Raw genomic sequence first — 15102 nt, 5'->3', positions numbered from 1 at the left:
CAAGCGGGTGGACATCTGCGGAAACGACCGCGAACCTCACTAAACCGCAGGCTGTGGACGTCCCATGCCGCGGTAGGCCCAACCGGCGCGCGCCCACAGCCCGGCGTCCAGGCAGTTCCGGCCGTCGATGACGCGCCGACCGGCGACCAGCGCGCCCAGCGTCTGCGGGTCGGCGTTGCGGAACTCGGCCCACTCGGTGAGCACGCAGACCAGTTCGGCCCCGGTGACCGCGTCGACCATCGACTCGGCGTAGGTGAGGGCCGGCTGGGCGATCCGGGCGTTCTCGGTGCCCTGCGGGTCGTACACCCGCACGTCCGCCCCGGCCTTGGCGAGCGTGGCCGCGACCGCGAGGCTGGGCGAGTCCCGTACATCATCGGAATTGGGCTTGAACGCCGCACCCAGCACCGCGATCCGGGTCCCGGACAGGTCCGGCCCGGCCGGGCCGGACGGCCGGTCCAGCAACTCCGAGGCCAGCTGCACCACCCGGCTGCGGCGCCGCAGGTTGACCAGGTCGACCTCGTGCAGGAAGCGCAACGCCTCACCGGCACCCAGCTCCTGCGCCCGGGCCTGGAACGCCCGGATGTCCTTCGGCAGGCACCCACCACCGAAACCCACCCCGGCCTGCAGGAACCGGTTGCCGATCCGCGGGTCGTAGCCGATCGCCCGGGCCAGCTGGGTCACGTCACCGCCGGCCACCTCGCACACCTCGGCCATCGCGTTGATGAAACTGATCTTCGTGGCCAGGAACGCGTTCGCCGCCACCTTCACCAGTTCCGCCGTGGCGAAGTCCGTCACCACCAGCGGCACCTCACGGTCCTCGGTGGCGGCCAGGTCGAACACGCCCTTGTGCGCCGAATACAACATCCCGTTCGCCCAGTCGGTCTTCACCCCGACCACGATCCGGTTGGGCCGCAGCACGTCCTCGACCGCGAAACCCTCCTGCAGGAACTCCGGCGACCACGCCACCTCGATCCCCAACGACGGATCGGTGTGCTTGGCGACCAGCTGCTCCACCCACTCCGCGGTACCCACCGGCACCGTGGACTTGCCCACGATCAGCGCCTTACGCCGCAGATGCCGCGCCAGATTCGACACCGACGTCTCCACGTACGACAGGTCGGCGCCCATCCCGTCGCCCCGCTGCGGCGTGCCCACACAGATGAAGTGCACATCCGCGAACTCCGCCACCTGCTCGTACGACGTGGTGAACCGCAACCGCCCGGACGCCACGTTGGCCCGCAGCAGCTCGTCCAGACCCGGCTCGTGGAACGGCACCTGACCACCGGCGAGCTTGGCGATCTTCGCCTCGTCGATGTCGAAACCGAGAACCTCGTAGCCCAGCTCCGCGAAACAGATCGCGTACGTCGCACCCAGATAACCGGTGCCGAGGAACGACAACCGCGGACGGGGCGCCCCGGACGGCGGCTCGACCGGCGGGAACGCCATCGCGGACTGCTGGTTGGGGTAGGGGATCGTCACGCCGGGAATCTCCGCTCGCACACATTAGGGGGCATTCACCTTCTCATGGCGCAAGCCGACGCGCCGAACGCCACCCGCGAACCGGTGACACGCGTACCCTACGCGCCAGTAACATGGCTCTCGGAGCCGCATCGAGAGGGGACCCAGCCATGCCTGCGTTCGACGTCTACCAGCTGCCGGAGGACCACCAGACCATCCGGGCCGCGGTGCGGGAGGTCTGCGACGCCCGGGTCGCCCCGCACGCCGCCGAGGCGGACGAGAGCGGCGAGTTCCCCAAGGCTTCGTACGACGCGCTGCGCTCCGCCGACTTCCACGCCCCGCACATCCCGGCCGAGTACGGCGGCGCCGGTGCGGACGCGCTGGCCACCGCGATCGTGATCGAGGAGGTGGCCCGCGCCTGCGCCTCGTCCAGCCTGATCCCGGCGGTGAACAAGCTCGGCACCATGCCGCTGCTGCTGGCCGCGAGCGAGGAGCTCAAGCGGACGTACCTGCCGCCGGTGGCCGCCGGCGAGGCCATGTTCTCGTACTGCCTGTCCGAGCCGGAAGCCGGCAGCGACGCCGTGTCGATGACCACCCGCGCGGTCCGCGACGGCGACCACTGGGTGCTCAACGGCGTGAAGCGGTGGATCACCAACGCCGGCGTCTCCGAGTACTACACGGTCTTCGCGGTCACCGACCCCGGCGCCCGGTCCCGCGGCATCTCGGCGTTCGTGGTGGAGAAGGCGGACGAGGGCGTGAGCTTCGGCGCACCGGAGAAGAAACTGGGCATCAAGGGCAGCCCCACCCGCGAGGTGTACTTCGACAACGTCCGGCTCCCGCTGGACCGGATGATCGGCGCCGAGGGCACCGGCTTCGCCACCGCGATGCAGACCCTCGACCACACCCGCGTGACGATCGCCGCGCAGGCCCTCGGCATCGCGCAGGGCGCGCTGGACTTCGCCAAGGGGTACGTCAAGGAGCGCCGCCAGTTCGGCAAGCCGATCGGCGACTTCCAGGGCGTGCAGTTCATGCTGGCCGACATGGGCATGAAGCTGGAGGCGGCGCGGCAGCTCACCTACGCGGCGGCGGGCAAGAGCGAGCGCGGGGACGCCGACCTGACCTACTTCGGTGCGGCCGCGAAGTGTTTCGCGTCGGACGCGGCGATGGAGATCACCACGGACGCGGTGCAGTTGCTGGGCGGGTACGGCTACACCCGCGACTACCCGGTCGAGCGGATGATGCGGGACGCCAAGATCACCCAGATCTACGAGGGCACCAACCAGGTCCAGCGCATCGTGATGGCCCGTCAGCTTCTCAAGGACTGAACGTGCGACTAGGGTGGCCGCCATGACCGCGGAGCCAACGGGCGGGGAACTTCCGGCCGTCATCACTCTCGAGTTCATGGCGCGGATGATGGGCGGCCGAACAGTTGATTCAACGGCGTGGCGGAAGCGTGAGGCTCGTCAGGGCGGAGTGCGCCGAACCATGGACGCGTAGTTGTCCAGGGCATCGAGAATCCCGGTGTGTTGCCAGATTCGATTCCGCCGCAGACCGGTGCGCTCGGCCAAGATTTTGCGTTCGGCCAGGAGGTCGAGAGTGCGCTGTGCCGTAACTTCGTTCATCGCCAAGGTGGACGTCAGGTACTTGGCGTTGACCACGGGCTGCCCCACCAGTGTGGGCAATACCCTCCAAGCGGCTGCATGCGCCCTGACGCCAGTCAGTTTGTCGCGGGCCTCCGCAAGCTGGGCTGCAAGGTCATCGACGAGGACCCGGCCTGAGGCGGCGGCGAAGCGTGCCGCATCGGCAAAGCGGTGCACGATCGGCCCGGCGTCACCGTCCCGGAAGGCTCCCAGGGCGTCGAAGTAGGTGCCGGTATCAGTCAGCAGGCCCGCCGAGAGGGGCACGGTGACGTGTTGGACCAGCTTCTTGCTCCGCAGCATGGCCTGGGCGAGCGCGCGTCCGGTGCGTCCGTTGCCGTCCACGAAAGGATGGATTGTCTCGAACTGGGCATGCGCGACCGCCACCTGAACGAGCACCGGCAGGTCGTCACGCTCGGCGAACTCGACGATGTCCTGAATCGCCTCCGGCACGCGTTCGTGTTGTGGAGCGACGAAGTCCGCGCCGATCGGCCCGGCGTTGTCCTTCCCGATCCAAACGGTCTCCTCTCGGAACCGCCCAGCATGCTGTTCAAAACCGGGCTGATGCCGCATGAGTTCGCGGTGCATCGTCAAGATCGCCGTTGTCTCGATACGGTCGGAGAGCGCCAGGGCCGCTTCCATGGCGCGCACGTTGCCGATGACGGTCCGGGCGTTGGCTTTGTCGCTCTGGCCAATCTCGGCGAGGGCCAACTGCCGGGCGCTCGTCGTAAGGTTCTCGATCTGTGAGCTGGACGAGCTCTCGGTTCGCAACAAGATTGCCGACATCGGCCCGAGCGCCGGGCTTTCGGCGCCGAGGGCATGTAGGGCGTGCAGGTCGAAGTCAACCAATGCGCGGGCGCCGTCTTCGACGTCCGCTGCGACGCCGGCCGGCAGTTGTGGTTGCCAACGGACCAGGGGCGCTGTGACTATCGACTGGTACGGCCCGCGCTGGCGGCGCATCTCGGCCCGGGAGTAATAGCCGCGATCGCGCGGTGTCCACGTCTGGGTTTCATAGGTTGCGGCCGGGACCGGAACGGAGTCGTGTGCGGCGGCCTGTCGTGTAACCACGCCTCCCATCTTACTTACACATTCCTGAGAAAGTGTAAGTAAGGCTCTCGGGCGACTACAGTGCGCCCTGAGTTAGCGGGACCGCGACCACGCCCGCCACAGCGTCGCGTACCGCCCGTCCGGACGGGACCGCAACTCGTCGTGGGTGCCGGTCTCCACCACCCGGCCCGCGTCCAGCACCACGATCCGGTCCGCGCCGGCCGCCTGGGTGAGCCGGTGCGCCACGACCAGCGCGGTCCGCCCGCGCAGGGCCCGGGCCGCGGCGCGTTCCAGGACCCGCGCGCCGGCGCTGCCCGCGTCCGCGGTGGCCTCGTCCAGGATGACGACCTTGGGGTCGGCGAGGATCAGCCGGGCGAGGGCGAGCTGCTGGGCCTCGGTCACCGCGAGCCGGTGGCCGCCGTCGCCCACCACGGTCTGCAGGCCCTGCGGCAGCGCCAGGGCCCAGTCCAGGGCCTCGACGTCGGCGAGCGCGGCGTACAGCGCGTCGTCGTCGGCGTCCGGCCGGGCCAGCCGGAGGTCGTCGGCCAGCGTGCCGGCGAAGACGTGCACCTCCTGGGTGACCAGCGCGACCGTGCGCCGGCGGTCGGCGTCGGTCAGGTCGGCCAGGTCGACGCCGCCGATCGTGACGCTGCCGCTTCCGGGGCGGTGTACGCCGGCCACCAGCTGGGCCAGCGTGGTCTTGCCGGCGCCGCTGGCACCGACCACGGCCACGGTCTCGCCGTCCGTCAGGTCGATCGTGACGCCGGCCAGCACCGGATGCCCGGGGCGGTAGGCGAAGTGCAGGTCCGCCGCCTTCACCGCGCCGTCGGCCGGTTGCGCGGGGTGCGGCGCGGGCGGCGGTTCGGCCTGGACCACCCCGGCGAGCCGGGCCAGGCTGGCCGCGGCGACCTGGGCGTCGTCGACCAGCCGCAGCGCCGAGTTCATCGGGCCGAACAGATGGTGTACGTACAGCGCCGCGGCGGCCGTGCCGCCGATGGTCACCGCCCCGGCACCGACCAGCAGGTAGCCGCCGGCCAGCACCGCGGACAGCGCGATGAACTCGGCCAGGTTCAGCCGGCCGTAGAACCGGGTCAGCAGGCGGATCGCGCGCAGGTAGAGGTCCACGGCCGCGGTGGAGCGGGCGACCACCCGGTCGACCTGTGCGTCGGACTGCCGCAGCGCGCGGACCGTCGGCGCGCCACCGATCGTCTCCAGCAGCTGCTGTTGCTGGGTGGCCACCGCGGTCCGGTGCGCGGAGTAGAGCGTCGAACTGCGCCGGGCGTACCAGCGGGCGGTGTGCCATTGCACCGGCGCGGCGAGCAGCGCGGCCAGCAGGAAACGCCAGTCGAGCACGGCCAGGGCGACGAGCGTGAGGACGATGGCGAGCAGCGAGCGGGCCAGTTCCGGCAGCGCGCTGCGGACCGCCTCGGCGATCACCGTGACGTCGTTGCCGACCCGGGAGGTGAGGTCACCGGCGCCGGCCTGCTCGACCCGGCGCAGGGACAGCCGGAGCACCCGGTCCAGGAAGCGTTCGCGCAGGTCGGCGAGCATTGTCTCGCCGAGCCGGGCGACCAGGCCGAGGCCCAGTGCGGTGCCGGCGGCCTGCACCAGCGCGACCGCCACGAGCAGGACCGCGGGGCGGGTCAGCGCCTCGGCCGGGCGCCGCTGCGCGACCAGGTCGACGACGTGCCCGAGCAGCGGCGGGGTGAGCAGCCCGACCGCGGTGGCCGCGGTGAGCACGGCGAATCCCGAGACGGCCAGGCGGCGGCGGGGCCGGAGCAGGGTACGTACCGTCCGGAGGGTCTCGGCCCGGTCCGCCACCGGGAGCGGGGCGGTCACGCGAGCACCGCCGCGGCGTACCGGGCGTCGTCGCGGACCAGCGCCGCGTGCGTACCGGTGACCGGGTCGGCGTCGCCGGAGAGCACGACCACCCGGTCGGCAACGGCGAGCAACGCCGGGCTGGTGGTGACCAGGACCGTGGTGCGTCCGGCGCGCAGCGCGCGCAGCCGGTCGGCGATGTGTGCCTCGGTCACCGCGTCGACCGCCGTGGTGGGGTCGTGCAGCACCAGCACCGGTGGCTCGGCGGCCAGGGCGCGGGCCAGGACCAGCCGCTGCCGCTGGCCGCCGGAGAGCGCCCGGCCGCGGTCGCCGACCCGGGTGTCCAGGCCGTCCGGCAGCGTGCGGACCAGCTCGTCCACGGTGGTGCCGGCCAGCACGGCGGTCAGCCGGACGCGATCCGCCGGCGCCTCTCCCGGCCCGGCGACCGTGTCCCGGACGGTGTCGTCGAACAGCACGGAGTCGTGCTGGGCGGTGCCGATGACGGCGCGCACCGCGGCCGGCTCCAGCTCGGTGAGCGGCCGGTCGTCCAGCCGGACGGTGCCGGCCGCCGGATCCGCCTCGCGGGCCAGCGCCCGCACCAGCGCGGTGCCGGCCGCCGGGTCGAGGGCCACCACGCCGACGAACTCGCCGGGCGCGATCCGCAGGCGGGGCACCCGCAGCGGGCCGTCGGCGACGTCCTGCAGCACGAGTTCACCGCGCACCGGCCGGTCCGGTTCCCGCGTCGCGGGCGGCACCGCCGGCGGGGCGTCGAGGACCTCCGCCACCCGGACCGCCGAACCGCGGGCCTGGGCGAGCTGGCCGTTGACCCAGGTGACGATGGACAGCGGACCGAGCAGGAACAGCGCCAGGCCGACCGCGGCGATCAGGTCGCCGACCGTGATGTCGCCGCGCAGCGCGAGGCGGGCACCCACCAGGGCGACCGCGGCGATGAACACGCCGCTCACCGCGACCAGCGCGCCGTCGTGCCCGGCCTGGGCGTCCGCGGCGCGGATGGTGGCCCTCAGCGAGCTGCGGCTGATCCGCCGGTAGCGGGCCAGGGCGGTGCCCTCGGCGCCGATTCCCTTGAGGACCCGGATGCCGGCCACCAGATCGGCGGCCACGCCGGCCGCGTGCCCGGCGTTCTCCTGCTCGGTCTCGCTGCGGCGTTGCAGCGGGCGGCCGAGCACCTGCGCCAGCAGCAGCACTGGCGGCGCGCCGAGCAGCACCACCAGGCCCAGCGGTACGGACATCTGCAGCAGCACCACGGCGGTGGTGGCGAGCGCGGCGAACGCGGCGGCGCCGGCCGTGACGGCCATGTTCACCGCGCCCACCCGGGCCGCGTCCGCGCTGGCCACGTTGACCAGTTCGCCGGGGAGCCGGCCGGTCTCGGCGCCGCCCGCGGGTGCGACCACGCGCCGGGCCAGCCGGCGGCGGAGATCGTGCGCGGCCTGTTCGGCGGCGCGTTCGCCGGCCCGGGCGGCGAACCGGTAGCAGGCGGACAGGCCGGCGAAGACCACCGCGAGCACCAGCAGCCAGCGGATCAGTGCGGCGCCGGAGCCGGTGGCCACGGCCTCGTCCACGATGGTGCCGATCAGCACCGGTACCAGCGCCTCGCCCGCCTGGTGACCGACGGCCAGGACGGCGCCCACGGCGACCAGCCGGCGCTGGCCGGCCACGGCCTGGCGCAGCAACCGTCCGCCGGCCCGGTTCCGGGCCCGCTCCGCCGCGGTCACGACAGGGCCAGGCGGGCCGCCCGGTGGTGCCGGCCGATCGGCGTGATCATCGGGGTGTCGGTGACCGGGTCGGTGCCCACGTGACAGTCCAGATCGAAGACCTCCTCGACCAGTTCGGCGGTCACCACGGTGGACGGCGGACCCTGCCGGACGATCCGGCCCGCCTTGAGCGCGACCAGGTGGTCGGCGTACCGGCTGGCCTGGTTGAGGTCGTGCAGGACCATGACCACGGTGCGTCCCTCGGTGCGGTTGAGGTCCATCACCAGGTCCAGCACGTCGATCTGGTGCGCCAGGTCGAGGTACGTGGTGGGCTCGTCGAGCAGCAGCACCGGCGTGCCCTGGGCGATGGCCATGGCGATCCAGGCGCGTTGCCGCTGGCCACCGGAGAGCGCGTCGACCGGCCGCTCGGCGTGCTCCAGCATGCCGGTGGCGGTCAGCGCGGCCGTCACCGCCTGCTCGTCCGCCGCCGACCACTGCCGCCACCAGGTCTGGTGCGGTGACCGGCCACGGGTCACCAGGTCGGCGACGGTGATGCCGACCGGTGCGACCGGGGACTGCGGCAGGATGCCGACCCGGCGGGCCACCTGCCGGGTCGGCATGCGGTGGATCGACTGGCCGTCCAGCAGCACGGTGCCCGCGCGGGCACCGAGCAGCCGGGCCAGGGCCTGCAGCAGGGTGGACTTGCCGCACGCGTTGGCGCCGACGATGGCGGTGATCCGCCCCGGCGGCACCACCAGGTCCAGGTCGTCGATGACGGTCCGGTCCTCGTAGCCCAGGGTCAGGCCCTCGGCGCGCAGCTCGATCGGTCCGTGCTCGGTCACGTCATCCTCCGGAACCGGTGCGGTTGGCGCGGGTCAGCAGCCAGAGCAGCACCGGCGCGCCGAGGACACCGGTCACCACCCCGACGGGCAGGTGCTCGTCCGGCAGCACGTGCCGGGCCAGCAGGTCGCCGGTGAGCAGCAGCAGTGCGCCGGTCAGCGCGGAGCCGACCAGCGGCGGCGCGGGCCGGCCGGCCAGCCGCTGGGCGATCTGCGGACCCACCAGCGCGACGAACAGCACCGGACCGGCCGCGGCGGTGCCGAACGCGGCCAGCGCCACGGCGGCGCCCAGCAGCGCCAGGCGGGCCGCGCGCACCGGCGTGCCGAGTCCCACCGCCACCTGCTCGCCGAGTTGCAGCGTGCCCAGCCATCGGCCGAGCATCAGCACCGTGGGCACCAGCACCGCCATGGCCAGTCCCAGCGGGCGGACGTGTTCCCAGCCGCGCTCGTTGAGGCTGCCGACCAGCCAGCCCACCGCCCGGGCGGCCTCGTACGGCATGGCCCGGGCGAGCAGGTAGTCGGTGGCGCTGGTGCACATCCAGGTGATGCCGACCCCGACCAGCACGATCCGGTACCCGGTGGCGCCGCGCCCGGCGCTGAGCAGGTACACCACCACGCCGGTGAGCAGCGCCCCGAGCAGGCCGAGGGACTGGGTGCCGACGCCGGCGCCGAAGCCGAGCACGATGCCGGCCACCACCGCGGTCTGCGCGCCGGCGATCACGCCGATCATGTCCGGGCTGGCCAGCGGGTTGCGGGTCATGGTCTGCAGGACCGCGCCGGAGAGTCCGAACGCGGCGCCGACCAGCAGGCCGGTCAGCGCCCGGGGCAGCCGCAGCTCCCGCACCACCAGCAGGGTGGCGGCGTCGCCGGAGCCGAACAGCGCCGCCACCGCGTCGGCGAGCGGGATCGGCAGGTCGCCGACGGTCAGCGACACCGCGAACGCGCCGAAGGTGGCGACGGCCAGCACGACGGCGGCCAGTGCCGGCCGTACCGGGACGCGGCCGGAGACCACGCCGCGGCCGAGCCGGTACGCGGCGTGCCCGCGCCGCGCGGAGACCTCGACGAGCGCCACGGTCACAGCTCCGCGATCCGGCGCTGCCGGGTCAGCGCCACGAAGAACGGCGCGCCGACGAACGCGACCACCACGCCGACCTGCATCTCGGACGGCCGGACCAGGACCCGTCCGAGGATGTCGGCGGCCAGCAGCAGCACCGGCGAGAGGACCAGCGTGTACGGCAGCAGCCACCGGTAGTCCGGACCGGTGATCAGGCGGACCACGTGCGGCACCACGAGGCCGACGAACACGATCGGCCCGGTGACCGCCACCGCGGCGGCGGCCAGCAGGATCACCGCGGCCGCCCCGGTGAGCCGGACCAGGCCGACCCGGTGGCCGAGGGCGCGGGCCACGTCGTCGCCGAGCGCGAGGCTGTTCAGCGCGGGCGCGGCGCCCAGCGCGAGCACGATGCCGGCGAGGATGAACGGCGCCACCCGGAGCAGCGCACCGGTGTCCTGTCCGGCCAGTGAGCCGGCCGTCCAGAACCGGTACCGGTCCAGCGCCACCGGGTTGGACAGCACGATCGCGCTGGTCAGCGAGCCCAGCAGCAGGGTGACGCCGACCCCGGCCAGGGCCAGTTTCACCGGCGTCGCGCCGTCCCGGCCGACCCCGCCGAGGAGATAGACGACGGCGCTGGCCAGCAGGGCGCCGGCGAGCGCGAACCAGATGTAGCCGTACAGGCTGCTGATGCCGAGCAGGGCCACCGCGATCACGATGCCGAGGGCGGCTCCGGCGCTCACGCCGAGCAGGCCCGGGTCGGCCAGCGGGTTGCGGGTGAGGCCCTGCATCAGCGCGCCGGCCAGACCGATCGCCGCACCGGCGAGCAGGCCGAGCCCGGTCCGCGGCAGACGCAGCCCGCGGACGATGGCCAGCACGTCGGCGGGTACGCCACCCGGGTCCACGAACGACCGCAGCACCTGGTCGAGCGGGATCGCCCGGGCCCCTACGGCGATCGACACGAGGCAGGTCAGCGCCAGTACCACCAGGCCGGCGCCGAGCACCGCGGCGCGTACCGCCGGCGGTCGTGGCCCCGTGGCCGCCGGCCGCCGGAGCGATGTGGTCACGCGATGTCCCCGATCGTGGACGGCAACGCCGGCGCCGGCGACGCGAGTGGCGGTGGTCTCCCCGCAGCGGGGCGGGTTGAGGTTAGGTTAGCCGACCCTTAGTATTCCCGCCAGATCGGCCCCGACATCGCTGACGGTTGCCGCTGACCTGTGCCGACACTCCGAAGGACACTCATGTCTCGACGCGCACCGCGTATCCGCCGCAGCCCATCGGGCCGCCTGATGTCCACCGTGGCCGCCGTGGCGCTGGCCCTGACCCTAGGCGCCTGCGGCGGTGACAGCGGCGCGTCCACGCCGGCCGCCGGTGCGTCCTCCGCCGCGGGCACCGCCTTCCCGGTGACCATCGCCCACAAGTACGGCAGCACCACGATCGAGAAGGCGCCCACCCGCGTCGTCACCCTGGGACTCAGCGACCACGACGCGGTGCTGGCCCTGGGCGTGGTGCCGGTCGGCGTGGTCGACTGGTTCGGCGAGCGCCCGTACGGCAACTGGCCGTGGGTGAAGGACCGGTGGGGCGGCACGCCGCCGCAGATCGTCGGCGAGCGGGACGAGTACCAGACCGAGAAGATCATCGCGCTGAAGCCGGATCTGATCGTCGCGCAGTACTCCGGCATGACCCAGGCGCAGTACACGACGCTTTCCAAGGTCGCCCCGGTGGTCGCGCAGATCAAGGAGTTCCCGGACTACGCCGCGCCGTGGAAGGACATGTCGCTGGTGATCGGCCGGGCCCTCGGTCAGGAGCCGGCGATGACGAAGCTGCTGGGCGACATCGACAAGCGGTTCGCCGACGTACGCGCGCAGCACGCCGCCTGGGCCGGCAAGACCGCGGCGGTCACCGACGCCAGCGAGCCCGGCACGTACGCCGCGTTCGCCAAGTCGGACCCGAAGGCGCAGCTGCTCGCGGACATGGGCTTCAAGCTGGCGCCCGCAGTGGACGCGGCGGCCGGCAAGGAGACCGCCGCGGTGCTCAGTGCCGAGCGGCTGGACATCCTGGACGTGGACCAGCTGGTCGTGCTGACCGGTGACGGCACCGTCGAGCCGCGGGTCCGCGCGGACAAGGCCTTCGCCGCGCTGAACGTGGCGAAGAACAACCGGGTGGTGTTCGTGCCCTACATGGAGCCGCCGATCGGTGCGGCGCTGTCCTTCGTCACGGTGCTGAGCGTGCCGTACGCGATCGACCAGCTGGTGCCGATGCTGGCCAAGACGTCCGGCTGACATGGCGGAGGATCGTCCCTTCGCGGTGCGGGTGGCCCGGGTGCGCCGGCTCAGTCCGGTGTTCACCCGGGTCACCCTCGCCGACGACGACCTGACCCACTTCGCGGCACACGGTTTCGACCAGCGGATCAACCTGCTGTTCTGCGACGGCGACCGGCGGGAGTACACGGCGGACGACTGGTTCGACCGCTGGCGGGCCGCGCCCGACGCGACGCGGCCGCCGTTGCGCACGTACACCGTGCGGTCGTTCCGGCCGGAGGCGTGCGAGCTGGACATCGACTTCGTGGTGCACGGCGACGCCGGACCGGCGTCGCGGTGGGCGGGGCGGGCCCGGCCGGGCGATCCGCTGATCATCATCGGCCCGGTCGCCGGCGCCTCGGATCCGGCCGCCGACGTGGCCTGGGCGCCGCCCGCCGCCGGCCGGCTGCTGATCGCCGCGGACGAGGCGGCGTTGCCGGCCGCCGCGGCCATCGCCGAGGCGTTACCGCCGGGCCGTCCCGCGACGATCGTGGCCGAGGTGCCCGAGCCGGCCGACGCGGTGCCGTTCGACGCGCCGGACGGGGTGACCGTGCACTTCCTCGCGCGGTCCCGTGGCGAGTCGCTGCTGCCGGTGGTCCGGGAGCTGGCCGGTGATCTGTTCGGCACGGCGGCGGGCCGGGCGGAGCCGGACCTGGTCGATGAGTCGGACTGGGCGGTGCCCGACCCGGATGCTGCCGCGGAAGGCCGCGACTACGCCTGGCTGGCCGGCGAGGCCGGAACCGTCGTGGCGCTGCGGCGGTTCCTGGTGGGGGAGCGCGGCGTGGACCGGCGCTCGGTCGCCTTCATGGGTTACTGGCGGCGCGGCCAGGCCCAACCGAACTAGGCCCGGCCGCGTTGGCCGCTCAGGCGCCTCGCTCGCCCAGGTAACCGCCCATGGTCTGGAAGAAGTCGACGGCGGCGTGGTCGGTGTCGTCCTCGGTGCGGACGCGCTTGACCAGCAGCCCGTGGTTGCGTCCGCGGCGGGCATCGGCGCCGGCCACGATCACGATGCCGTCGTCCTCCCGGATGAAGACCCGGCCCGGCGTGCCGCCGTAGCAGCCCCGGGACACGCCGGCCTCGATGATCCGCAGCCGCTGTCCGCGGTAGGTGGTGAACGCGTTCGGGTACGGGTCGCACAGCGCCCGGACGAACCGTTCCAGGTCCTCGGCGGGCCAGTTCCAGTCGATTCGACTGTCCTCGATGGACCGCTTGTGGAAGAAGCTGGCGCGGGTCCGGTCCTGCGGCACGAAGTCGCGGCGCCCGGACTCGACCAGTGCCAGCCCGTCCACGGTGAGCGGGCCGAACAGTTCCAGCGTGCGGTGGAACAGGTCCGCGGTGGTGTCGGTGGGCCCGACCGGGACGGACCGCTGCAGCACGATGTCGCCGGCGTCCAGTTCCGCGTCCATCAGGTGGGCGGTCACCCCGACCTCCGGTTCCCCGTTGATCAGGGCCCAGACCAGGGGCGAGAAGCCGGCGTACGACGGCAGCAGCGAGTCGTGCAGGTTCAGCGTGCCGAGCCGGGGAGTGTCGTAGATCTCCGGCGGCAGCCAGGTGCGCCAGTTCGTGGCCACGATGATGTCCGCGTCGGCGCGCTTGACCTCGTCGGCCAGCTCGTCGTCCGGCCGTTGCTTGAGGATGGTGGGAATCCCGTTAGCCCTGGCCAGATCGGCCACCGAGTCGTCCCACATCTGCTCGTACGCGTGGTCGCTGCGCGGGTGGGTGACCACGAGTGCGACCTCGTGCGGGGAGTTCAGCAGGGCCTGCAGGGTGCGGTGCCCCCAGGTCTGGTAGCCGAACAGGATGACTCGCATCGGGCGCCTCCGGGCGTCACGTTGACCGGTTTAGGGATTGAGGTTAGCCTACCCTAAATCGAGCGAGGGGTGGTCATGACGGATGCTTTGCCGCATGATGCGGTGCCGGTCTACGACATCGTCGGAGTCGGGTTCGGACCGTCCAATCTGGCCCTCGCGGTCGCACTGACCGAGCGGGGCGGCGGTGACGATCCCGTCACGTCGGTGTTCCTAGAGCGGCAGCCGAGTTTCGGCTGGCACCGGGGCATGCTGCTGGAGGACGCCACCATGCAGGTGTCGTTCCTGAAGGACCTCGCGACGCTGCGCGACCCGACCAGCCGGTTCAGCTTCCTGTCCTATCTGCACAGTCGTGGCCGGCTGATCGACTTCATCAACCACAAGACCCTGTTCCCGCTGCGGGTCGAGTTCCACGACTACCTCGAGTGGGCCGCCGCGCAGGTCGACGAGCTGGTGCGGTACGGCCACGAGGTGGTCGACGTGCGGCCGGTGACCGGCGTCGACCCGGACATCGACCTGGTCGACGTGCTCGTGCGGACGCCCGCCGGGCAGACCACGTACCGGGCCCGGAACCTGGTCGTGGCGACCGGGCTGCGGCCCCAGCTGCCGGCCGGCGTCACCACCGGCGACCGCATCTGGCACAACAGCGACCTGCTGCGCAACGTGGACCGGCTGGCCGACGGCCCCGCGCCGTCCCGGTTCGTCGTGGTCGGCGCCGGGCAGAGCGCCGCCGAGGTGACCGCGTACCTGCACGAGCGGTTCGCCGACGCCGAGGTGTGCGCGGTGTTCGCCCGGTACGGCTACAGCCCGGCCGACGACAGCTCGTTCGCCAACCGCATCTTCGACCCGGCCGCGGTCGACGAGTTCTACGTCGCGCCGCCGGAGGTGAAGGCCCAGCTCGTCGGCTACCACGCGAACACCAACTACTCGGTGGTGGACGCCGACCTCATCGCCGACCTCTACCGCCGGTCGTACCAGGAGCGGGTGCTCGGCCGGGAACGCCTGCGGGTGCTCAACATGTCCCGGCTCACCGGCGCCACGCCGCACGACACCGGGGTCCGGGTCGCGGTGGAGACGCTGGCCACCGGCACCCGGACCACCATCGAGGCGGACGTGCTGGTCTGCGCCACCGGATACGCGCCGGTGGAACCCGGGCCGCTGCTGGGCGAGCTGGACGCGTACTGCCACCGCGATCCGGTCGGGCTGCTGCGGGTGAACCGCGACTACCGGGTGGCCACGGATCCGCTGCTGCGGGCCGGCGTCTACCTGCAGGGCGGTACCGAGCACAGCCACGGCATCAGCTCGTCGCTGCTCTCCAACGCCGCCGTCCGGGCCGCCGAGATCCTCGACTCGGTCGTCGCGCACCGCAGCGCCGAACTCACCCCGGCGGCCAGCCCGGTCTGACCGGACCACACCGCACCGCACCTCCCCG

12 protein-coding genes are annotated in these 15102 nt (G+C 72.7%); 4 read left to right on the top strand and 8 right to left on the bottom strand.

The window, feature by feature from the left end; translation table 11 throughout:
* Positions 1 to 39: 39 nt before the first annotated feature.
* Positions 40 to 1479, bottom strand: a complete 1440-nt coding sequence (locus LDL48_RS22475; RefSeq protein WP_225257166.1) for a UDP-glucose dehydrogenase family protein — start codon at positions 1477 to 1479, stop codon at positions 40 to 42.
* A 149-nt stretch (positions 1480 to 1628) separates the two neighbouring features.
* On the opposite strand from LDL48_RS22475, the gene LDL48_RS22470 reads away from it, so the two are divergent.
* Positions 1629 to 2783 (top strand): acyl-CoA dehydrogenase family protein, encoded by a 1155-nt coding sequence (locus LDL48_RS22470; protein WP_225257165.1) that lies wholly within the window; start codon positions 1629 to 1631, stop codon positions 2781 to 2783.
* 138 nt (positions 2784 to 2921) lie between these two features.
* Here LDL48_RS22470 and LDL48_RS22465 read toward each other — a convergent pair whose 3' ends face one another.
* The 6 genes from LDL48_RS22465 to LDL48_RS22440 all read right to left on the bottom strand — a co-directional run bounded on the left by LDL48_RS22465 (position 2922) and on the right by LDL48_RS22440 (position 10551).
* Positions 2922 to 4163 carry a Fic family protein gene (locus LDL48_RS22465; RefSeq protein ID WP_225257164.1) on the bottom strand — a complete coding sequence of 414 codons (1242 nt, stop codon included), beginning with the start codon at positions 4161 to 4163 and terminating at the stop codon, positions 2922 to 2924.
* 72 nt (positions 4164 to 4235) lie between these two features.
* Positions 4236 to 5981 (bottom strand): ABC transporter ATP-binding protein, encoded by a 1746-nt coding sequence (locus tag LDL48_RS22460; RefSeq protein WP_225257163.1) that lies wholly within the window; start codon positions 5979 to 5981, stop codon positions 4236 to 4238.
* Positions 5978 to 7693 (bottom strand): ABC transporter ATP-binding protein, encoded by a 1716-nt coding sequence (locus tag LDL48_RS22455; protein ID WP_225257162.1) that lies wholly within the window; start codon positions 7691 to 7693, stop codon positions 5978 to 5980. The genes LDL48_RS22460 and LDL48_RS22455 overlap by 4 nt, the downstream gene beginning before the upstream one ends.
* Positions 7690 to 8514 carry an ABC transporter ATP-binding protein gene (locus tag LDL48_RS22450; protein ID WP_225257161.1) on the bottom strand — a complete coding sequence of 275 codons (825 nt, stop codon included), beginning with the start codon at positions 8512 to 8514 and terminating at the stop codon, positions 7690 to 7692. The genes LDL48_RS22455 and LDL48_RS22450 overlap by 4 nt, the downstream gene beginning before the upstream one ends.
* Position 8515: 1 nt before the next feature.
* Positions 8516 to 9583, bottom strand: coding sequence for a FecCD family ABC transporter permease (locus LDL48_RS22445; protein ID WP_225257160.1), 1068 nt, complete (start codon positions 9581 to 9583; stop codon positions 8516 to 8518).
* 2 nt (positions 9584 to 9585) lie between these two features.
* Complete coding sequence (locus tag LDL48_RS22440) at positions 9586 to 10551, bottom strand: FecCD family ABC transporter permease (RefSeq protein ID WP_372472188.1); 966 nt, start codon at positions 10549 to 10551, stop codon at positions 9586 to 9588.
* A gap of 300 nt (positions 10552 to 10851) precedes the next feature.
* Here LDL48_RS22440 and LDL48_RS22435 point away from each other — a divergent pair, with 300 nt between their 5' ends.
* Both LDL48_RS22435 and LDL48_RS22430 read left to right on the top strand, forming a co-directional pair.
* Positions 10852 to 11844 (top strand): iron-siderophore ABC transporter substrate-binding protein, encoded by a 993-nt coding sequence (locus LDL48_RS22435; protein ID WP_225257158.1) that lies wholly within the window; start codon positions 10852 to 10854, stop codon positions 11842 to 11844.
* A gap of 1 nt (position 11845) precedes the next feature.
* Entirely contained in the window at positions 11846 to 12706 is an 861-nt protein-coding gene (locus tag LDL48_RS22430) for a siderophore-interacting protein (RefSeq protein WP_225257157.1), read from the top strand.
* Between the two features lie 19 nt (positions 12707 to 12725).
* Here the strand turns inward: LDL48_RS22430 and LDL48_RS22425 are convergent, their stop codons facing one another.
* Complete coding sequence (locus LDL48_RS22425; protein WP_225257156.1) at positions 12726 to 13673, bottom strand: methionyl-tRNA formyltransferase; 948 nt, start codon at positions 13671 to 13673, stop codon at positions 12726 to 12728.
* A gap of 75 nt (positions 13674 to 13748) precedes the next feature.
* Between LDL48_RS22425 and LDL48_RS22420 the strand changes: the two genes are divergently transcribed.
* Positions 13749 to 15074, top strand: a complete 1326-nt coding sequence (locus tag LDL48_RS22420; protein ID WP_225257155.1) for a lysine N(6)-hydroxylase/L-ornithine N(5)-oxygenase family protein — start codon at positions 13749 to 13751, stop codon at positions 15072 to 15074.
* Positions 15075 to 15102: the final 28 nt, after the last annotated feature.

This window comes from Jidongwangia harbinensis, assembly GCF_020216025.1.
GTDB classification, from domain to species: domain Bacteria; phylum Actinomycetota; class Actinomycetes; order Mycobacteriales; family Micromonosporaceae; genus Actinoplanes; species Actinoplanes harbinensis.
Note: the sequence above shows the minus strand (reverse complement) of the source record. Positions and strands in the feature narration are given on the sequence as shown.

Bases quoted from the DNA above. Each gene is read 5' to 3' on its own strand.
- LDL48_RS22470 (WP_225257165.1), top strand. From the start codon at position 1,629: ATGCCTGCGTTCGACGTCTACCAGCTGCCGGAGGACCACCAGACCATC.
- LDL48_RS22435 (WP_225257158.1), top strand. From the start codon at position 10,852: ATGTCCACCGTGGCCGCCGTGGCGCTGGCCCTGACCCTAGGCGCCTGC.
- LDL48_RS22430 (WP_225257157.1), top strand. From the start codon at position 11,846: ATGGCGGAGGATCGTCCCTTCGCGGTGCGGGTGGCCCGGGTGCGCCGG.
- LDL48_RS22425 (WP_225257156.1), bottom strand. From the start codon at position 13,673: ATGCGAGTCATCCTGTTCGGCTACCAGACCTGGGGGCACCGCACCCTG.
- LDL48_RS22420 (WP_225257155.1), top strand. From the start codon at position 13,749: ATGACGGATGCTTTGCCGCATGATGCGGTGCCGGTCTACGACATCGTC.